Source organism: Brachymonas sp. KE5, assembly GCF_057773645.1.
The window spans coordinates 2465246-2486081 of sequence record NZ_CM173463.1 but is presented as its reverse complement, the minus strand read 5'-3'; the positions used below and the strand labels follow the sequence as shown (position 1 = coordinate 2486081).

Sequence of the window (20836 nt, the reverse complement as noted above, 5' to 3'; positions counted from 1 at the left end):
GCAGGCGGCGCGGTGCCGCACCTGGGCGCAAACGGAGGCACCATGAGCCATTTTCTCGACCGACTGAAATTCATGAGCAAGGTGAAAGCCACCTTCTCCAACGGCCACGGCGCGGTGGTGAAAGAAGACCGCCAGTGGGAAGACGCGTACCGCCAGCGCTGGCAGCATGACAAGGTCGTGCGCAGCACGCATGGCGTGAACTGCACCGGCTCCTGCAGCTGGAAGGTGTACGTGAAAAACGGCCTGATCACCTGGGAAACCCAGCAGACCGACTACCCCCGCACCCGCCCCGACCTGCCCAACCACGAGCCGCGCGGCTGCCCGCGTGGTGCTTCCTACAGCTGGTACGTGTACTCGGCCCAGCGCGTGAAATACCCTATGGTGCGCGGCAAGCTGATGCAGATGTGGCGCGAGGCGCGCAAGAGCCTGGGCGCCATCGACGCCTGGGAAAGCATCAGCCAGAACCCCGAGAAGGCCAGAGAATACAAGTCCCGCCGCGGCCAGGGCGGCTTTGTGCGCGCCAGCTGGGATGAAGTGAACGAGATGGTGGCCGCGGCCAACGCCTACACCATCAAGAACTACGGCCCGGACCGCGTGATCGGCTTCTCGCCGATTCCCGCCATGTCGATGGTGAGCTATGCCGCCGGCAGCCGCTACCTGAGCCTGATCGGCGGTGTGCCGCTGTCGTTTTACGACTGGTACTGCGACCTGCCGCCGGCCAGCCCGCAGATCTGGGGCGAGCAGACCGACGTGGCCGAATCGGCCGACTGGTACAACTCCACCTACCTGATGGTATGGGGCTCCAACGTGCCGATGACGCGCACGCCCGACGCCCACTTCTACACCGAGGTGCGCTACAAGGGCACCAAGACCGTGGCCGTGTCCAGCGACTTTGGCGAGATGGCCAAGTTCGGCGACATCTGGCTGGCGCCCAAGCAGGGCACCGATGCAGCGCTGGCCATGGCCATGGGCCACGTCATCTTCAAGGAATTCCACCTTGAAAAGCCCAGCGAATATTTCACCGACTACATCCGCCGCCTGACCGACATGCCGATGCTGGTGCGTCTGGTCGAAAAGGACGGCCGCTACGTGCCGGAATACTTCCTGCGCGCCAGCCAGCTCGCCAACAACCTGGGCGAGGACAACAACCCCGACTGGAAAACGCTGCAGATCGACGAGCTGACCGGCGACATCGTGGCGCCCAACGGTTCCATCGGCTTCCGCTGGGGCCAGCCCGAGGGCAAGACCGGCAAGTGGAATCTGGAGCACCGCGACGGCGGCAGCGGCCGCGAGGTGAAGGCACAACTCACCCTGCTGGGCAAGCAGGATGAAGTGGTCGGCGTCGGCTTCCCGTATTTCGGCGCCGAGCACGACGAGCTGCTCACGCGCAACGTGCCGGCCAAGCGCATCACGCTGGCCGATGGCAGCAGCGCACTGGTCGCCACCGTGTTCGACCTGATGGCCGCCAACTACGGCATCGACCGCGGCCTGGGCGGCGGCAACGTGGCCACGAGCTACATGGATGACGTGCCCTACACCCCGGCCTGGCAGCAGAAGCACACCGGCGTGAAGCCCGAAATGGTGATCCAGGTGGCGCGCGAGTTTGCGCAGAACGCCGACCAGACCCAGGGCAAGAGCATGGTCATCGTCGGTGCCGGCCTGAACCACTGGTACCACATGGACATGACCTATCGCGGCATCATCAACATGCTGATGCTGTGCGGTGCCATCGGCCAGAGCGGCGGTGGCTGGTGCCACTACGTGGGCCAGGAAAAGCTGCGCCCGCAAAGCGGCTGGGCCCCGTTGGCCTTCGGCGCCGACTGGAACCGCCCGGCACGCCAGATGAACGGCACCAGCTTCTTCTACGCCCACACCAGCCAGTGGCGCCACGAAAAGCTTGGCGTGAACGAGATCCTCTGCCCGACGGCCGACGGCTCCATGGCCAGCCTGTCGCTGATCGACTACAACGCCAAGGCCGAGCGCATGGGCTGGCTGCCGTCGGCGCCGCAACTCACCACCAACCCGCTCGACATCACGCGCCAGGCGGCCGACGCCGGCCAGGACCCGGTGGCCTACACGGTGGAAGGCCTGAAGAACGGCTCCATCGACATGGCCTGCAACGACCCGGACAACCCGAAGAACTTCCCGCGCAACCTGTTCGTGTGGCGTTCCAACATCCTGGGTTCTTCCGGCAAGGGCCACGAGTACTTCCTGAAGTACCTGCTGGGCACGCAGAACGCCGTCATGAGTGACGAGGCGCACTGCATCACCCCGAGCGAAATCACCGTGCGCCCTGCCGCCGAAGGCAAGCTGGACCTGCTGGTGGTGCTGGACTTCCGCATGAGCACCACCTGTCTGTATGGCGACATCGTGCTGCCCACGGCCACCTGGTACGAGAAGGACGACCTGAACACGTCCGACATGCACCCCTTCATCCACCCGCTGAGCGAGGCCGTGCAGCCGCTGTGGCAGAGCAAGACCGACTGGGAGATCTACAAGGGCTTTGCCAAGGCGATCAGCGAAGTCGGCGGCGACTACCTGGGCGTGCAGAAGGACCTGGTGCTCACCCCGCTGATGCACGACTCCCCGCAGGAACTGGGCCAGCCGTTCGACCCGCGCGACTGGAAGAAGGGCGAATGCGAGCCCATCCCCGGCAAGACCATGCCGGCGATGACGGTGGTCGAGCGCGACTACCACCAGATCTACCAGAAGTTCACCTCCATCGGACCGCTGATGGAAAAAGTGGGCAACGGCGGCAAGGGCATGGCCTGGAAGACCGGCCACGAGATCGAGAAGCTGCGCGGCATGAACAAGGTGGTGCAGGACGGCGTGGCCAAGGGCCAGCCGAAGCTCGATACCGCCATCGACGCCGCCGAGATGATTCTGACGCTGGCTCCGGAAACCAACGGCCACGTTGCCGTCAAGGCCTGGGAGGCGCTGAGCAAGATCACCGGGCGCGACCACACGCACTTGGCGATTCCGCGCGAGCATGACCACATCACCTTCCGCGACATCCAGGCGCAGCCGCGCAAGATCATTTCCTCGCCGATCTGGTCCGGCCTGGAAAGCGAAGAGGTAAGCTACAACGCCGGCTACACCAACGTGCACGAGCTGATCCCGTGGCGCACCCTGACCGGTCGCCAGCAGTTCTACCAGGACCACCAGTGGATGCGCGCCTTCGGCGAAAGCCTGTGTCTGTACAAGCCCCCGGTCGACCTGAAGACCACGGCGGCGGTACACAAGCACAAGCCCAACGGCAACACCGAAATCCTGCTGAACTTCCTGACGCCGCACCAGAAGTGGGGCATCCACAGCACCTACAGCGACAACCTGCGCATGCTCACGCTCTCGCGCGGCGGCCCGCACGTGTGGATCAGCGAGAAGGACGCACAGGCGGCCGGCATCGTCGACAACGACTGGATCGAGGTGTTCAACGTGAACGGCACGCTCACGGCCCGCGCCGTGGTCAGCCAGCGCATCCCGCAGGGCATGACGCTGATGTACCACGCGCAGGAAAAGATCGTGAACGTGCCCGGCGCCGAGATGAGCGGCAAGCGCGGCGGCATCCACAACTCGGTGACGCGCGCCGTGACCAAGCCCACCCACATGATCGGCGGCTATGCCCAGTACAGCTACGGCTTCAACTACTACGGCACCGTGGGCGCCAACCGCGACGAATTCGTGGTGGTGCGCAAGATGAAGCACGTGGACTGGATGGACCAGCCCAAGTAAGGCACCCGCGGGCGGCACGATCCGCCCGCTGCCCACAGCAAGAATTCTGGAGAAATCTGCCATGAAAATCAGAGCGCAAATCGGCATGGTGCTCAACCTGGACAAGTGCATCGGTTGCCACACCTGCTCGGTCACCTGCAAGAACGTCTGGACCAGCCGCGACGGCGTGGAATACGCCTGGTTCAACAACGTGGAAACCAAGCCCGGCATCGGCTTTCCGAAGAACTGGGAAGACCAGGAGCAATGGAAAGGCGGCTGGGTGCTGGACGAGGCCGGCAAGCTGCAGCCCAGGCAGGGCGGCAAGGCCAAAATCCTGTCCAACATCTTCGCCAACCCCAATCTGCCGCAGATCGACGAGTACTACGAGCCGTTCACCTACGACTACGAGCACCTGCAGAACGCCCCCGAGATGAAGACGCCGCCCACGGCGCGTCCGGTGTCGGTGCTGACCGGCAAGAAGATGGACAAGATCGAGTGGGGCCCGAACTGGGAAGATGACCTGGGCGGCGAGTTCCACAAGCGCGCCAAGGATGCGCTGTTCGAAGGCATCCAGAAGGACATGTACTCGGCCTTCGAGAACACCTTCATGATGTATCTGCCGCGCCTGTGCGAGCACTGCCTCAACCCCACCTGCGTGGCCTCCTGCCCGAGTGGCTCGATCTACAAGCGCGAGGACGACGGCATCGTGCTGATCGACCAGGACAAGTGCCGCGGTTGGCGCATGTGCATCAGCGGCTGTCCGTACAAGAAGATCTACTACAACTGGACCAGCGGCAAGGCCGAGAAATGCATCTTCTGCTATCCGCGCATCGAGGCTGGCCAGCCCACCGTGTGCTCCGAAACCTGCGTGGGCCGCATCCGCTACCTGGGCGTGCTGCTGTATGACGCCGACAAGATCGAGGCCGCTGCCAGCATGCAAGACGAACAGGACCTGTACCAGGCCCAGCTCGACCTGTTCCTGAACCCGCACGACCCCGCCATCATCGAGGAAGCGCGCAAGCAAGGCATCCCCGAAGCTTGGCTGGACGCCGCGAAGAAATCGCCCGTCTACAAGATGGCGATGGAATGGAAGGTGGCCTTCCCGCTGCACCCGGAATACCGCACGCTGCCGATGGTGTGGTACATCCCGCCGCTGTCTCCGATCCAGAGCGCCATGGAAAACGGCCTGATTGGCGAGAACGGCATCATCCCCGACGTGAAGGACCTGCGCATCCCGATCCAGTACCTGGCCAACCTGCTCACGGCCGGCAAGGAAGAACCGGTGATCCAGGCGCTGGAAACCATGGTCGCCATGCGCCGCTACATGCGCAAGAAGAGCGTGGAGAAGGTCACCGACGAGAGCACGCTGGCCGGCACGCACCTGAGCGGCCCGCAGGTGGAAGAGATGTACCAGATCATGGCCATCGCCAACTACGAGGACCGCTTCGTCATCCCTTCTTCCCACAAGGAAGTGGTGGAAAACACCTTCGACGAGAAGGCCGCCTGCGGCTTCACCTTCGGCAACGGTTGCTCCACCGGCACCAGCCAGGAAAGCCTGTTCGGCCGCAAGAAGGCGTCGCCCATCGTGTTCCACGACATGCGCAAGCAGCTCAAGGCCAACCGTGAGAAATAAGGAGAGGGTGATGACATCGTTGCATTACCAGGCATGCTCGGCACTGCTCTGTTATCCCGAACAGGAACTGATTGATGCATTGCCTGAGATCAAAAATGCGCTGTCTGCCCGGCCGGCGCTGCTGGCTGCGGTCGAGCCGCTGCTGGCGCGGCTGCAGGACACCGAGCTGATCGCGCTGCAGGAGGCCTATGTGGCCACCTTCGACCGTAACCCTTCGCACTCCCTGCACCTGTTCGAGCACATCCATGGCGAGGACCGCGCCCGCGGCCAGGCCATGGTGGACCTGATGGAAGAGTACAAGGCGCACGGCTTCGAGCCGGTGTGCGAAGAGCTGCCGGACTATGTGCCGCTGTTCCTCGAATTCCTCGCCCAGTGCGAGCCGGACGAGGCCACGCGCCTGCTGGGCGATGCAGTGCACGTGCTGCACTACGTGGCCGGCAAGCTGCAGGGCAACGGCTCCGAGTACGCGGGCGTGCTGGAGGCGGTGGTCAGCCTCTCGCCCGTGGCGCCACTGCCGCTCACCGTGCCGCCCGTGCGCGACATGGATGAGGCCATGGAAACCTTTGGCCCCGGCGTGGATGGCGTCGAGCCGCTGCTCAAGCCGGGCCTGCCTGCCGTGGCACCGATCAACTTTTACACGCAGCGGCCCGCCCCGGCGGCCGCCTGCTGAGAGCCGGGAGAATCCTCATGAGCTATCTGCACCAATTCGTTTTCGGAATCTATCCGTACATCGCGCTGACCATCTTCCTGCTGGGCAGCCTGATCCGCTTCGACCGCGAGCAGTATTCGTGGAAGTCGGAATCCAGCCAGGTGCTGTACAGCGGCAACCTGCGCATGGCCAACATCCTGTTCCACGTCGGCATCCTGGGTCTGTTCTTCGGCCATCTGGTCGGCCTGCTGACGCCGGTGATTGTGTGGGACACGCTGGGCATCACCCATGGCCAGAAGCAGGTCTTTGCCATGGCCATGGGCGGCATTTTTGGCGTGATGTGCCTGATCGGGGTGTTGATGCTGCTGGCGCGCCGTTTCGGCAACGAGCGTCTGGCCGCCAACACCACCTGGCGTGACAAGCTGGTCATGATCTGGATTCTGGTCACGCTGCTGCTGGGCCTGTCGACCATTGCCGTGTCTGCCGGGCACCTCGATGGCCACCAGATGGTGTTGCTGATGAGTTGGGCGCAGCATGTCGTTACCTTCCAGGGGGATGCCGCCAGCTTCATCGCCGATGCTTCCTGGGTGTTCAAGCTGCACCTGTTCATGGGCATGACGCTGTTCGTGATCTTCCCGTTCACCCGTCTGGTGCACGTGTGGAGCGGCTTTGCCAGCGTGGGCTATCTGGGCCGTGCCTGGCAGCTGGTGCGCCCGCGCCGCGTGTGATTGCAGTGCATAACTAGACTTCGGTTCACCTCTTGGCCGCCTGTTGGGCGGCCTTTTTTTGTCTGCGCGGTTTGCCATTACCGGCGACGCAGTTTCTGCCGACGCGCTAAGCTCGGTGCATTGCCATGCAGTTCCCCAGCACGACCCAGATCCTTTGTGCGGCGCCTCTGTGTCCCTCTGCGTTCGCGCAGGGCCTGTGCGCCGCCTGCGCCGGCGCTCCCTGAATCTCCCCGTTTTTCAATCCGCCGGGTCCGGATGCCTTTGGCGTGTCTTGTCACGTCCGCCAACCGGCCCCGGCGCCATCCAGCAAGCCAAGGAAGTCCCCCGATGATCCGCAAGAACCCCCGCGGCGATCTGCCGCAGATCCACCCCAGTGCCTTTGTCGATCCCACCGCCATCCTGTGCGGCAAAGTGATCGTGGAAGAGAACGTGTTCATCGGCCCCTACGCCGTGATCCGCGCCGACGAGATGAACGCCAGCGGCGAGATCGAACCGCTGGTGATCGGCGCCCATTCCAACATCCAGGATGGCGTGGTCATCCACTCGAAATCGGGCGCCGCAGTGACCATCGGCCAGCGCACCTCCATCGCCCACCGCGCCATCGTGCACGGCCCCTGCACGGTGGGCAATGGCGTGTTCATCGGTTTCAACAGCGTGCTGTTCAACTGCACCGTCGATGACGGCTGCGTGGTGCGCTACAACGCGGTGGTGGATGGCGTGCACCTGCCGCCGGGCTTCTATGTGCACTCCACCGAGCGCATCGGTCCGGATACCGACCTGGCCTCGCTGCCGCAGGTGCCGGCGGACGCCAGCGAGTTTTCCGAGGACGTGGCGCGTACCAATAATGCGCTGGTGCAGGGCTACAAGGCGATCCAGAACGAATTCTGATCATCCCTAAGCACTTCGACGGATAAGCGCATCGGGGCATGCGTGATATAGTCGCCTACATAACGAAATCCCCTTTCCACACAGAGAGCCTCGCATGACCCCTTTCCGTCCTGTTTTCCGCGCAGTGGCCATCGTGGCCCTGCTGGGCGCCGGTGCCGCCGCACACGCCGCCGACATCACCGTCTCCGCCGCAGCCAGCCTGACCAACGCCTTCAAGGACATCGGCCAGGCCTACGAAAAGCAGTACCCTGATGCCAAGGTGCGCTTCAACTTCGCGGCCTCGGGTCCGCTGCTGCAGCAGATCGCCAAGGGCGCGCCGGTGGACGTGTTCGCCTCGGCCGATCAGGAGACGATGGACAAGGCCCAGCAGCAAAACCTGCTGCAACCCGGCACCCGCCAGGACTTTGCCCGCAACACCCTGGTGCTGATCGTGCCGGCCGACAGCAAGCTGCCGCTGCGCACGCTGGCCGACCTGCGCCGTGCCGAGGTCAAGCGCATCGCAGTGGGTAATCCGGACAGCGTGCCGGTCGGCCGCTACAGCAAGCAGGCACTGGAAACCGCCGGCCAGTGGACGCCGCTGCAGCCCAAGGTGATCAACACGCAAAGCGTGCGCCAGTCGCTCGACTATGTGGCGCGCGGCGAGGTCGAGGCCGGCTTCGTCTACGCCACCGATGCAGCCATCATGCCGCAGAAGGTACGCACCGTATTCACCGTGCCCACCAGCAAGCCGGTGAGCTACCCGATCGCCACCATCGGCAGTAGCCAGCAGCAGGTCGAGGCCAAGCGCTTTGCCCGCTACGTGCTATCGCCGCAGGGACAGGCCATTCTGCAGCGCTACGGCTTCAGCAAGCCCTGAACAGCGTCACAGGCTGCAGCCCCCATGGATCAGGTCGCCTCCGCGCTCACGCTCTCGCTCAAGGTAGCGGGGCTGGCCACGCTGCTTGATCTGGTGCTGGGTGTGGCGGTGGGCTACCTGCTGGCGCGCAAGCGCTTTCCGGGGCGCGAGCTGCTCGATACCGTGCTCACGCTGCCCATGGTGATGCCGCCCACGGTGCTGGGCTACTACCTGCTGGTGCTGCTCGGCCGCAAGGGCTGGCTCGGTGGCTGGCTGCAGGACACTTTCGGCATCCACCTGATCTTTACCTGGCAGGGCGCGGTGATTGCGGCCAGCGTGGTGGCATTCCCGCTGGTATTCAAGCCGGCGCGCGCCGCCTTCGAGGCGGTGGATGGCCGGCTGGAGCAGGCTGCGCGCGTGCTCGGCGTGAGCGAGTGGGGCGTGCTCTGGCGCGTGACGCTGCCGCTGGCCTGGCGCGGCATTCTGGCCGGCGTGCTGCTGGCCTTTGCCCGTGCCATGGGCGAGTTCGGCGCCACGCTGATGGTCGCGGGCAGCATTCCCGGCCAGACGCAGACCCTGTCCATCGCCGTGTACGAAGCGGTGCAGGCCGGGCAGGACGATGTGGCCAACCTGCTGGTGCTGATCATTTCCGTCACCTGCGTGGCCATCCTGTTGGCCGCCGGCAAGTTGGCGCCCGGGCGCATTGCTTCGCGGGAGGGGTGAGCGCATGTTCGATATCGCGATTGACAAGGTGCTGCATTCCGGCGAGCGGCGCTTCCATTTGCAGCTGCAGTGGCGCTCCGAACATCGCCGCGTGGTGCTGCTGGGCAACTCGGGTGCGGGCAAGACGCTCGCGCTCAAGGCCATTGCCGGCCTGCTGCAACCCGATGCCGGCCATGTGCGCGTGGCGGGGCGCACCTTGTTTGATGCGGCGCAGGGCATCAACCTGACGCCGCAGCAGCGCCACGTGGGTTATGTGTTCCAGGACTACGCGCTGTTCCCGCATCTGACGGTGCGCCAGAACATCGGCTTCGGCCTGCAGCGCGGCTGGCGCAATCCGCGCCCGCGTGCGCGCCAGCCCGAGGTGGACCAGTGGCTGGAGGCGCTGCACATCGACCCGCTGGCCGAGCAGATGCCGCACCAGCTTTCCGGTGGCCAGCGCCAGCGCGTGGCCCTGGCGCGCGCACTGGCGGCGCAACCCGGTGCGCTGCTGCTGGACGAGCCGTTTTCCGCGCTCGACCCGGCGCTGCGCCAGACCCTGCGCGACGAACTGAACGGTTTGCAGCAACGCCTGCAACTGCCCATGGTGCTGATCACGCACGACCCAGAGGATGCGCGCCAGCTGGGCGATCACATCATCCATCTGCAGGACGGCCGGGTGTTGCGCGAGGAATTCGCCCACGCGCCGGCAGGAGCGCAACGCACGGAGCACCGGGACCCGGTGCCGGAGGAGGTGGCACATGGCGGCATGCGTCTCGCCCCTGTTGCTGCGGCCTGACGGCCAGCGCTTTACCCTGGCCGACCAGCTGGCGCAGGAGCGCCAGGAGCCGGCGGAGCGCGTGGTGATGCACGTGATGCGCGCCGCACAGCAGGGCGACCTGCCGCTGTATGCGTGGACGCTGGGCCTGCCACAGGCCGAGCTGCTCGCCATGCTGCACACCCTGTTCCCCGAATTGTCCCCACTGCAGGCCTTGCCCGAACCACACTACCGCCTGCTGCAGGCCCAGGTGCCGCCGCGCAAGCACCGGCTGGCCCGGTGCCTGCAGGCCTGTGCCGCGCCGGATGCCGATCCCGTGCACAGCGAAGCGCTGGCCCGCGCATTGGCCATGGTCAGCGCCGGCGAGAGTGAACTCTGGCAAGATGCAGGTATTGCCAGTCCGCAGGCCTTGCTGGCGCTGTTGCAGGCACACTTCCCCGGCCTGCCTCTTGCCGGACAGCTGCCCGACAAGGCCTGGCTATGGCGCTGGCTGGACCAGCCGGCCTGAGCGGAACCCTCTGCGCGGAGCATTCAGCATGTCTCAGACCCCCCCCACCAGTCCCCCGATCGACCTGCAAGGCCAGCTCAGCATGACCGTGCAGGGCGAGTTGCTCGGCGGCACCCGCCAGGTGGCGCTGCTCGAAGCGATCGCCAGCACCGGCTCCATCACCCAGGCCGCCAAGGCCATCGGCGTGAGCTACAAGGGCGCCTGGGACACCATCGATCACATGAACCAGCTCGCCGGCGAGCCCCTGCTCGAACGCAGCAGCGGCGGCAAGGGCGGCGGCGGCACGCGCCTCACGCAGCGTGGCCTCCAGCTGGTGGACAACTTTCGCCAGATCGAGGCAGAACACCAGAAGTTTCTCGCCTTGCTCTCCCGCCAGGCCGCCGGCATGGCGGACGACTATTTGCTCATGAGGAAAATGGCCATGAAAACCAGCGCACGCAACCAGTTCACCGGCACGGTCCACAGCATCCACACCGGTGCCGTCAACGACGAGGTGGTCATCGACATCGGCGGCGGCCACCAGATCGTCGCCGTGGTCACGCACGACAGCGTGGTCAGCCTGGGCCTGCAGACGGGTGGCCCGGCCATTGCACTGGTCAAGTCCTCCTCCGTGCTGCTGGCCACCGAAGTGGAGGATGTGCGCTTTTCCGCGCGCAACCGTCTGACGGGCAGCATCAGCCGCGTGCATCCCGGGGCCGTCAATACCGAGGTGGTGCTGGATCTGGGCGAGGGCCGCTCCATCGCCGCCATCATCACCCAGGGCAGCGCCGATGCACTGGAGCTGGCCGAAGGGCAGCGTGCCACGGCGTTGTTCAAGGCGTCCAGCGTGATTCTGGCAGTGCCGGTGTAAGCGTCCTGCTGCCTTGTTTTGGATCCTGCTGGCTGCACTGGACAGGGGTGCCGGAATGCACGGCGGGCGCAGCGTCAGGCTGGCGTGGGTGCGTTCAACTCGCCTCAGCCACCCCGATCCGTCTTGTCGAAGCCATGCTCGACGGCATACACCGCCGCCTGCACCCGGCTCTGCAGGCCCAGCTTGCGCAAAATGTTCTGCACGTGCACCTTGATGGTGCTTTCGGCCACATCCAGCGTGCGCGCGATCTGCTTGTTGCTGGCGCCTTGTGCCAGCCAGGCCAGCGTCTCGCGCTCGCGCGGGGTGAGAGATTCGTACTCGGACGGCTGCTGCACGGGCGCCGGCGCACGCAGGCGCTGCACCAGCTTGGCCGTCATCTCGGGCGAGAGCACGCTGTCGCCTTCCACCGCACGGCGGATGCTGCCCAGCAGAAAATCGGCATGGATGTTCTTGAGCAGGTAGCCACGCGCGCCCAGACGCATGCATTCGGCCAGATCCTCGCCATCTTCCGAGACGGTCAGCATCAGCACCGCCAGTTCCGGCTGCGAACTGAGAATCTGCGCCAGCGCATCGCGCCCGTGCATGATGGGCATGTCCAGGTCGAGCAGCACGGCATCGGGTTTGAGCTGTTCGGCGAGCTTCACGCCTTCCAACCCGTCGCCAGCCTCGCCCACAACCTCGAAATCGCCCTGGCGCTGCAGCAGGGCCTTGAGTCCGCTGCGGAACAGGGTATGGTCGTCCACCAGCAGAATGCGCAGCGGCGGGGTGTCTGCGGGCATGATCATGTCGCTATCCGTTCTTTCTGGGGCAGCAGCAGCGACACCAGGGTGCCGCCTGCTGCCTGCCGGGTAATGGTAACGCTGGCGTGGATGCGGCGGGCACGCTCCTGCATGATGGACAGGCCCACGTGGCGCTCGCGGCGCGCCTCCATCTCGTCCGCATCGATGCCGCGGCCATTGTCGGCGATGCTCATGACGAAATCGTCGTCGTTACGGATGGTAACGGCCACGCTGTCGGCCTGTGCATGCTTGCGCACGTTCGACAGCGCCTCCTGCAGGATGAAGATCACCTGCAACTGCTGCTGCGGATCCAGCGGCAATCCGTCGCCGCCCATGTCGAGCGAGGTGTGCACCCCGGTCTGCGCCTCGAAGCGCGACAGCAGGGTCTGCACCGCCTCCGGCAATTCCTCCTTGCTGATGCGCACGCGGAAGTTGAGCAGCAGTTCGCGCACGTCGTCGTAGCTTTCCTGCACGCCGGCGCGGATGAAGGCGAGGTTCTCCCGCGCCTGCTCCTGCTCGCCGGCGGCCACCGCCGCTTCCAGCATCTGCACCTGCAGGTTGAGGAAGGAGAGCGACTGCGCAATGCTGTCGTGCAGGCCCTGGGCCATCAGGTTGCGCTCTTCCATCACGGCGAGTTGTCGGTCGCGGGCGGCCAGGCGCGTATTGGCGATGGCTACGCCCAGATGGCTGCCCAATGCTTCCAGCAGCTGCCGGGCTTCCTCGCCCGGCTGCTCGCCATCGCGGAAGAACAGCGTGAAGATGCCCAGATCCTGCTGGCTGGCACGGATCTGGAACACCGAGACCGCGTCAAACCCCGCATTCTGGCAGGGCAGGCTGGGAAGCAGCGGCACCGTGTGCTCCATGCGGTCGATACGGCGCAGCACGGTTTCGCCGGTCTGCACGCTCTGGCCGCAGTAGCAGGCATTCACGCGCGAGCATTCCTGTTGCGTGAGCAGGGTGTCGGGCAGGCCGATCTGCACCACCGCGTCGATCTTGCCGCGTTCGCTGTCGAGCAGGCGCACGGCGCCGGCGCTGGCGCCGGTCAGCTGCATCACCTGCTGCAGAAAGCCCTCGCAGGTCTGCTCCAGATCCTGCGACTGGTGCAGGAATGCCGTCACCTGGTACAGCGCCGTGAGCTGCCGGTTGTTCGATTCCAGTTCCCGTGTCTTGTCGCGTACCTGCTGCTCCATGGTCTGCACCAGCCCCTGCAGGCGGTCCGCCATCTGGTTGAAGCCGTCCGACAGCGCGCCGAATTCGTCCTGCCGGTCCAGATCCACGCGGCTGCCCAGGTCGCCCTGGCTCAGGCGCTGCATGCCCTGGTGCAACTGGTTCACCGGCAGGATCACCAGGATGTAGAGCAGGTACATCATGCTCAGCGCGCCCACCGTGGCCATGCCGATCAGCACCAGCTGGAATACGCGCAGCATGGAGGTGTTGCGCGCATTGTCGATCTCGATCAGCCGCACCAGACGATCGATGCCGTCGACGAAGGCATCGGCCTCGCGGTCCAGCAGCTGGGCGCCGTTGCTTTGCAGCTGTCCGGGCTGCAACAAGGGCACCATGCGCAGTTGCCAGTGCTCGCGGATCCAGGCGGCCTGCGCATGCACCTCGGGCGTGTCGGGCAGGAACAGCGGCCGTGCCGGGTCGCCGGCGATCAGGCGGTCGAGCGTGGTCTGGAACAGGCGACGCTGCTCCTCCACCACCGCGGGAGATTCGTTCTGGCTCAGCAGCATCACGGTGCGGTAGGTGCGCATGCGCAGGCTGCCGGCATCGTTGATGGCGGCGGCGCCCCCTTCCAGCTTCCACGACAGCAGCAGCGTGAAGCCGATGGACACCATGGCGACCACCAGCCACAGCACCGAGAGCACCAGCAGTTTGGTGCTCAGGCTGTGGCGGCTGGGGAGCTGGTCGAGGTTCATGCTGCGATCATAGTGCGCCGCTGTGCTTCACGGGCGCGCTCCAGCGGGCAGACCAGCGGCAGGAACTGGCGCGCATCGGTGTCATAGCCCCAGAGCGAGCCGCTGTGCATGTCGAAATACCAGCCGTGCAGCGTGAGCGTGCACTGCTGCACGCGCTCGGCCACCCAGGGGTAAGAGAGCAGGTTTTCCAGCGATACCAGCACGGCAGCGCGTTCGGCCAGCGCCAGTTGCTTCTCCTGCGAGACGCCCGCGTGGTGCGTGCACACAAAGCGCCGCGCCGGCTCGGCAATGCGCAGCCAGCGCCCGAGCGCGCTGTCCGGCAGGGTGCTGCGCTGCATCAGCGCGCGGATGCCGCCGCAACTCGAATGGCCCAGCACGATCACGTGCTGCACCTCCAGGCTGAGCACGGCAAACTCCAGCGCCGCCGCCACGCTGGCATGCGGGTTGTCCGGCTCGTTGGGCGGCACCAGATTGGCCACATTGCGCACGGTAAACACATCGCCCGGCGCGGAATCCATCAGCATCGGTGGATGCACGCGCGAATCGCAGCAGCCGATTACCAGCGTGCTGGGGTGCTGGCCGTCGCGCAGGGTGTCGAAAATGCCGCCATCGTCGCCGAAATGCTGGTGCTGGAAGCGCTTGAAGCCTTCGAGCAGATGGTCGATCGAGTGTTTCATCTCAGCCTCCGGTCATGGACATGAAGCGCACGATCTTTTCCGGCCGCGCCAGAAAGTCGTGTCGCTCGGGCTTGAGCGTGATGGCCTGGCGGATGGCATGCTCCAGCTCGGCATCGCTGCAGCCGGCGCGCAGCAGCGGGCGCAGTTCGAACTTGTCCTCCTGCCCCAGGCAGAGATACAGCGTGCCGTCTACCGACAGGCGCACGCGGTTGCAGGTTTCGCAGAAGTGCTGCGACAGCGGCGTGATCAGGCCGAGCGTGAAGCCGGTGCCGGGGCTGGTCCAGTAGCGGGCCGGGCCGCCGCCCAGGGGCATGGTGCAGCGTACCAGGCCGAAGCGCTGCTGCAGATCCTCCAGCAGCGGCCCCAGCGGCACGCCTTGCGTCTGCCGCCCCTGTTCACCTACCGGCATCGCCTCGATCAGGCGCAGCACGAAGCCGTGCTCCATGCAGAAGGCCACCATCGGCTCGATATCGTGCTCGTTCACGCCTGCAATCGGCACCATGTTGATCTTGATGCGTTCAAAGCCGGCACGCTGGGCGGCGCGCAGGCCGTCCAGCACATGGTCCAGGCAGTCGTTGCCGGTGATGTGCTGCACGCACTCGTGGCGCAGCGAATCCAGGCTCACGTTCAGGCGCTGCACGCCGGCCGAGCGCAGCAGCAGGGCCTGGCGGCCGAGCTGCGTGCCATTGGTGGTGAGCGACAGGTCCTCGATGCCCGACAGGGCGGCGATGTTGGCCGCCAGCTCCGGCAGCCCCTTGCGCAGCAGCGGCTCGCCGCCGGTCAGGCGCACGCGGCGCGTGCCCATGCGGCTGAAGGCGGCTACCACGCGCGTGATCTCTTCCAGCGTCAGCCAGTGCCCGGGCTGCTCGAAACCGCGAAAGCGCCGCGGCATGCAGTAGGTGCAGCGCAGGTCGCAGCGGTCGGTGACCGACACGCGCAGGTAGTCCACGGTGCGGCCGAAGGGGTCAGACAGGACGGGAGAGGCGGGGGCGGAAACTTCCATGCCCTGTTTATAGAAAAACCGGGCCGGTTTGCCACTTGGCGGGTGGGGGGAGGGGGCTAGTTATTTTGGTGGATCAGCCGCGCTTCTTTGCCTGCTTGCGGGCCTTGTCGAACGCCTCGCGCTGGCTGTCATGCGCCTCCCAGCGCTGCGCCACCTGGTTGCACACCAGATCGCACAGGGCGAAGACGGAAGAATCGGCCACGCTGTAGAACACGCTGTTGCCCCGGCTCTCGCGCGTGACCAGGCCCTGCTGCGCCAGCAGCAGCAGGTGGCGCGAGACATTGGCCGGGCTGGATTCGACTTTTTCGGCAATTTCTCCCACACTGCAGGGGCCACTGCGCAGCACATTGAGAATGCGCAGGCGGGTGGTTTCTGACAGGGTGCGGAAGTAGCTGGCGATGTGTTCCAGCGCTTGCGCGGGCAGATGCTGAAGCAATCCGTCGGAAGTCATGCGGGCAGGAAATGCGGTTGGAGAGTTGGCAGTGTACAACTATTCAATTGATTGCGCAATTAAGAATTTGCGTATTCACACAAATACGTATAATGTAAATTGTCTGCGCGGCCTTGCCGTGCTGCTGCGTGGTGTTCGCCTTCGGGCCGCCATGTCGCCCCACTCGAACAAGATAGGTGTGTTTGCCATGAAGCCTCAATCCATTCTGCGCCGCGTTGGCGGCTGGCTGGCCGTCGCGGCCCTGGGTGCCGGTGTCGGTCCTGTTGCGCTGGCGGCGCCCCTGCCCAGCGTGGCCGTTTCCAGCGCTGCCAACGGCAGCATGAGCAGCTACGAAGGCACGGTCGAGTCGCTGCGCCAGACCACGCTGGCGGCCCAGGTGCCCGGTGCCGTGGTCGAGCTGCCGGTGCGTGCCGGCCAGCGCGTGGCTGCCGGCCAGTTGCTGCTGCGCATCGACGCCCGCGCCGCCAACCAGGCTGCCACCGCGAGCCAGGCGCAGATCGGCGCCGCCCGCGCCCAGCTCGATGTGGCTGCCAAGGATCTGGAACGCAAGCGCCAGCTCGCCGCCAAGAACTACATCAGCAAGGCCGCGCTGGAGCAGGCCGAGGCCGGCTACCGTGCCGCCGCCGCCCAGGTCAACGCGCTGACGGCCGCCGCCGCTGCCGCCACCACGCAATCCGGCTTCTACGTCGTCAAGGCGCCCTATGCCGGCATCATCTCGCAACTCTCCATCGAACTGGGCGACATGGCCATGCCGGGCCGCCCGCTGCTCACCATCTACGATCCGGCCTCCCTGCGCGTGACGGCTTCGGTGCCGTCCTCCGTCATCGGCAAGGTCGATCAGGCCAAGGCCCAGGTCGAATTGCCCGATGCCGGCGGCAGCATGATTGCGCCCACGCGCGTCGAGGTGCTGCCCGCGGTCGATCCGCGCTCGCTCACGCAGGCGCTGCGCGCCAACCTGCCGGCCGGGCTGGACCGCGCCGTGCCGGGCATGTTCGCCCGCGTCTGGCTGCCGGTGCCGGCCGCTGCCGCAGCCGCACAAGGTGGCTCGGCGCCTGCATCCGGCTCCGCTCTGCTGGGCCAGAACATCCGCGTGCCGCTCAAGTCCATCGTGCGCCGCGGCGAAATGACCGGCCTGTACGTGCTCGACGCCAAAAACCGTCCGCTGCTGCGCCAGGTGCGCCTGGGCCGCACCACGGGCGACCAGGTCGAGATCCTGTCCGGCCTGCAGGCCGGCGAGCGTGTGGTGACCGAGCCGCAGGCTGCGGCCCGCGTGCAGTAAGCGTGGCAGAGAGGCAGGCATGAGCGAACAACACACCACGCCCCCGCCCACCACGGCGCGCATGGGCATTTCCGGACGCATCGCCGCGTTCTTCCAGTCGGCGCAGATCACGCCGCTGCTGGCACTGGTGGCCTTCCTGCTCGGCGTGTTTGCCGTGCTGGTCACCCCGCGCGAGGAAGAGCCGCAGATCGACGTCACCATGGCCAACGTGATCGTGCCCTTCCCCGGCGCGGCCGTGAAGGACGTGGAATCGCTGGTGGCCACTCCGGCCGAGCAGGTGCTGTCGCAGATGACCGGCGTGGAGCACGTGATGAGCGTGTCGCGCCCCGGCGTGGCGGTGCTCACGGTGCAGTTCAAGGTGGGCGTCAAGCGCAACGATGCGCTGGTGCGCCTGTATGACACGGTTGGCGCCAATGCCGACTGGCTGCCGCCGGGCCTGGGCGTGCTCTCGCCCATCATCAAGCCCAAGGGCATCGATGACGTGCCCATCGTGGCCCTCACGCTCTACACCAAGCGCACCGACAGCGACACCTTCGATCTGGAGCGCGTGGCGCACAGCATCGAGGCAGACATCAAGCGCGTGCCGGGCACGCGCGAGGTCACGACCATCGGCGGCCCCGGTCATGCCATCATGATCGAAGTCGACCCGGCCCGCCTGTCCGCGGCCGGCCTCACCGTGCACGATCTGCGCAATGCGCTGCAATCCGCCAACTTCGGCCTGCCGCTGGGCGACCTGATCAGCGGCAACCAGGCCGTGGCGATCGAATCCGGCCCCTACCTGCGCAATGCGGACGACGTCTCCGACCTGCTGGTGGGCGCCCCGGGCGGCAAGCCGGTGTTCCTGAAAGACGTGGCCAATATCCGCGACGGCGCACCGCCGCCGGCGCGCTATGTCTGGTATGGCGAGCCGCTGCAGCAGGGGGACAGGGCCGTTGACAGCGCCAAGGCTGCCCCCGCAGCAGCGCAAGCCTCCGGCGCAGCCCCGGCAGCCGCAGCCGGGCAGGGCGCCAGCGCCCGCAGCGGTGCCGAATACCCCGCCGTCACCATCGCCGTCACCAAGAAGCCGGGCGAGAACGCCATCGACGTGGCCAACGCCGTGATGACGCGCGTCGACCAGCTCAAGAACACCGTGATTCCGGCCGATGTCTACGTCGAGGAAACGCGCAATTACGGCGAAACCGCCAACGACAAGGCCACCAAGCTGATCCAGAAGCTGCTGTTCGCCACGCTGTCGGTGGTGGCGCTGGTGTTCATCGCGCTGGGCCGCCGCGAGGCAGCCATCGTCGGCACCGCGGTGGTGCTGACGCTGACCGTGACGCTGTTTGCCTCCTGGGCCTGGGGCTTCACGCTCAACCGGGTGTCGCTGTTCGCGCTGATCTTCTCCATCGGCATTCTGGTGGACGATGCCATCGTGGTGGTGGAAAACATCCACCGCCACCAGCAGCTCTACCCGGGCAAGTCCCTGCGCGAGATCATTCCCGGTGCCGTGGACGAAGTGGGCGGCCCCACCATCCTGGCCACCTTCACCGTGATCGCCGCGCTGCTGCCCATGGCCTTCGTGTCCGGCCTGATGGGTCCCTACATGAGCCCGATCCCGATCAACGCCAGCATGGGCATGCTCCTGTCGTTGGCCATTGCCTTCATGGTCACCCCTTGGCTGGCGCGTCTGTGGATGAAGGCCACGCATGGCGATGACCATGGCAAGGCCGCCGGCCATGGCCTGGCCGGCAAGCTCGATCCGCTGTTCCGCAAGGTGTTCAATCCGCTGCTGCACCCGCAGTCCGGCAAGCGCAACCGCCGCCTGCTGGGGCTGGGCGTGGCCGGCCTGATCGCGCTGTCGGTGCTGCTGCCGGTGTTCGGCCTGGTGGTGCTGAAGATGCTGCCCTTCGACAACAAGAGCGAATTCCAGGTGGTGGTCGACATGCCTGCCGGCACGCCGCTGGAGAAGACCGCTGCCGTCATGCACGAACTGGGCGCGCATCTGGCCACCATCCCCGAGGTGAAGAACTACCAGGCCTATGCCGGCACTGCTTCGCCGATCAACTTCAACGGCCTGGTGCGCCAGTACTATCTGCGCACCGCCAGCGAAATGGGCGATATCCAGGTCAACCTGGTCGACGCCAAGCACCGCAAGGACCAGAGCCACGCCATTGCCACGCGTGTGCGGCCCGGCCTGCAGGAAATCGGCAAGCGCCACGGCGCCAACGTGAAAGTGGTGGAAGTGCCGCCCGGCCCGCCGGTGATGTCGCCCATCGTGGCCGAGGTCTATGGCCCCGAGGCCGAAGGCCGCCAGCAGGTGGCGAACGCGCTGCGCAAGGTGTTCGAGAACACCGCCAACGTGGTTGACGTGGACACTACCAACACGGCAGCCGCTCCCAAGGTCGAGCTGATCGTCGATCGCCGCAAGGCGGCCCAGCTCGGCGTGCCGCAGCAGGCCATCGTGGCCACGCTGCGTACCGGCCTGTCGGGCGACGCCGCCACCTTCCTGCACGACCAGAGCCGCTATGCCGTGCCGACGCAGATCCAGTTGCCGGCCGAGGCCATGGGCAGCCTGGACGCGCTGCTGCAGCTGTCCGTGCGCACCGGCGCCGGCACGCTGGTGCCGATCCGCGAACTGGTGACCGTGAGCGACAGCGTGCGCGAGCAGCCTTCCATCCACAAGGACCTGCTGCCGGTCAGCTTCGTCATGGGTGACATGGCCGGCGAGGTGGACAGCCCGCTCTACGGCATGTTCAAGATGCGCGGCGAGCTCGACAAGATCCAGGCGCCCAACGGTGGCAAGCTGGATGAATACTTCATCAAGCAGCCGCAGGACCCGTACCGCAACTACGCCGTCAAGTGGGACGGCGAGTGGCAGATCACCTACGAAACCTTCCGCGACATGGGCGCCGCCTATGCCGTCGGCCTGATCCTGATCTACCTGCTGGTGGTGGCGCAGTTCGGCTCCTACCTGGTGCCGCTGATCATCATGGCGCCGATCCCGCTGACCATCATCGGCGTGATGCCGGGCCACGCGCTGCTCGGCGCGCAGTACACGGCCACCAGCATGATCGGCATGATCGCGCTGGCCGGCATCATCGTGCGCAACTCCATCCTGCTGGTGGACTTCATCAACCTGCAGCTGAAGGAGGGCGTGCCCTTCGAGGAAGCCATCGTCAAGTCGGCCATCACGCGCGCCCCGCCCATCATGCTGACCGGCCTGGCCGCCATGATCGGCGCCTTCTTCATCCTGGATGACCCGATCTTCAACGGCCTGGCCATCTCCCTGATCTTCGGCATCTTCGTCTCCACCATTCTGACGCTGGTGGTGATTCCGATGCTGTACTACATGGCCTACCGCAAGCAGTACGGACAGCCCGGCAACGGGCTGGACAACGGCGGGCCGGTCCCCGCGAGCAATGGCCCGACAGAGGCTGTGCCGCATTAACTGCAGAGGCTACTGAGGAGAC

Annotated in this window: 17 protein-coding genes; 12 read left to right on the top strand and 5 right to left on the bottom strand. The window is 65.9% G+C overall.

Annotated elements, in window-relative coordinates; translation table 11 throughout:
• Positions 1–42 precede the first annotated feature (42 nt).
• The 10 genes from ACX36O_RS11735 (at position 43) to ACX36O_RS11690 (ending at position 11279) form a co-directional block, all read left to right on the top strand.
• Positions 43–3732: a nitrate reductase subunit alpha gene (locus tag ACX36O_RS11735; RefSeq protein ID WP_488359827.1), complete on the top strand. Its 3690-nt coding sequence runs from the start codon at positions 43–45 to the stop codon at positions 3730–3732.
• 61 nt (positions 3733–3793) lie between these two features.
• Positions 3794–5344, top strand: a complete 1551-nt coding sequence (gene narH, locus ACX36O_RS11730; RefSeq protein WP_488359826.1) for a nitrate reductase subunit beta — start codon at positions 3794–3796, stop codon at positions 5342–5344.
• Between the two features lie 10 nt (positions 5345–5354).
• Positions 5355–6014 (top strand): nitrate reductase molybdenum cofactor assembly chaperone, encoded by a 660-nt coding sequence (gene narJ, locus ACX36O_RS11725; protein ID WP_488359825.1) that lies wholly within the window; start codon positions 5355–5357, stop codon positions 6012–6014.
• Positions 6015–6031: 17 nt separating this feature from the next.
• Complete coding sequence (narI, locus tag ACX36O_RS11720; RefSeq protein WP_488359824.1) at positions 6032–6721, top strand: respiratory nitrate reductase subunit gamma; 690 nt, start codon at positions 6032–6034, stop codon at positions 6719–6721.
• Between the two features lie 327 nt (positions 6722–7048).
• Positions 7049–7609, top strand: coding sequence for a gamma carbonic anhydrase family protein (locus tag ACX36O_RS11715; RefSeq protein ID WP_488359823.1), 561 nt, complete (start codon positions 7049–7051; stop codon positions 7607–7609).
• Between the two features lie 94 nt (positions 7610–7703).
• A complete protein-coding gene (modA, locus tag ACX36O_RS11710) occupies positions 7704–8465 on the top strand; it encodes a molybdate ABC transporter substrate-binding protein (RefSeq protein ID WP_213361767.1) in 762 nt (253 codons plus the stop codon).
• A 24-nt stretch (positions 8466–8489) separates the two neighbouring features.
• Complete coding sequence (modB, locus tag ACX36O_RS11705) at positions 8490–9167, top strand: molybdate ABC transporter permease subunit (RefSeq protein WP_213361766.1); 678 nt, start codon at positions 8490–8492, stop codon at positions 9165–9167.
• A gap of 4 nt (positions 9168–9171) precedes the next feature.
• Positions 9172–9942, top strand: a complete 771-nt coding sequence (locus ACX36O_RS11700; protein ID WP_213361765.1) for an ATP-binding cassette domain-containing protein — start codon at positions 9172–9174, stop codon at positions 9940–9942.
• The gene (locus ACX36O_RS11695) at positions 9905–10429 is read left to right on the top strand and encodes a nitrogen fixation protein NifQ (RefSeq protein ID WP_213361763.1); all 525 of its coding nucleotides are present in this window, start codon (positions 9905–9907) and stop codon (positions 10427–10429) included. Before ACX36O_RS11700 ends, ACX36O_RS11695 begins: the two co-directional genes overlap by 38 nt.
• 28 nt (positions 10430–10457) lie before the next feature.
• Entirely contained in the window at positions 10458–11279 is an 822-nt protein-coding gene (locus ACX36O_RS11690) for a TOBE domain-containing protein (RefSeq protein WP_213361760.1), read from the top strand.
• 104 nt (positions 11280–11383) lie between these two features.
• Here ACX36O_RS11690 and ACX36O_RS11685 read toward each other — a convergent pair whose 3' ends face one another.
• From ACX36O_RS11685 to ACX36O_RS11665, 5 genes are all read right to left on the bottom strand, one after another.
• A complete protein-coding gene (locus ACX36O_RS11685) occupies positions 11384–12058 on the bottom strand; it encodes a response regulator (protein WP_213362754.1) in 675 nt (224 codons plus the stop codon).
• Positions 12059–12060: 2 nt separating this feature from the next.
• On the bottom strand, positions 12061–13977 hold the full coding sequence (locus ACX36O_RS11680; RefSeq protein WP_213361758.1) for a type IV pili methyl-accepting chemotaxis transducer N-terminal domain-containing protein: 1917 nt from the start codon (positions 13975–13977) through the stop codon (positions 12061–12063).
• Positions 13974–14654 carry a carbonic anhydrase gene (locus tag ACX36O_RS11675; protein WP_213361756.1) on the bottom strand — a complete coding sequence of 227 codons (681 nt, stop codon included), beginning with the start codon at positions 14652–14654 and terminating at the stop codon, positions 13974–13976. Before ACX36O_RS11675 ends, ACX36O_RS11680 begins: the two co-directional genes overlap by 4 nt.
• A gap of 1 nt (position 14655) precedes the next feature.
• Complete coding sequence (moaA, locus tag ACX36O_RS11670; RefSeq protein ID WP_213361755.1) at positions 14656–15657, bottom strand: GTP 3',8-cyclase MoaA; 1002 nt, start codon at positions 15655–15657, stop codon at positions 14656–14658.
• A 73-nt stretch (positions 15658–15730) separates the two neighbouring features.
• Positions 15731–16108: an ArsR/SmtB family transcription factor gene (locus ACX36O_RS11665; RefSeq protein ID WP_213361753.1), complete on the bottom strand. Its 378-nt coding sequence runs from the start codon at positions 16106–16108 to the stop codon at positions 15731–15733.
• A gap of 187 nt (positions 16109–16295) precedes the next feature.
• Between ACX36O_RS11665 and ACX36O_RS11660 the strand changes: the two genes are divergently transcribed.
• Positions 16296–17387: an efflux RND transporter periplasmic adaptor subunit gene (locus tag ACX36O_RS11660; RefSeq protein ID WP_213361751.1), complete on the top strand. Its 1092-nt coding sequence runs from the start codon at positions 16296–16298 to the stop codon at positions 17385–17387.
• A 19-nt stretch (positions 17388–17406) separates the two neighbouring features.
• Positions 17407–20814, top strand: coding sequence for an efflux RND transporter permease subunit (locus ACX36O_RS11655; protein ID WP_488359822.1), 3408 nt, complete (start codon positions 17407–17409; stop codon positions 20812–20814).
• Positions 20815–20836: the final 22 nt, after the last annotated feature.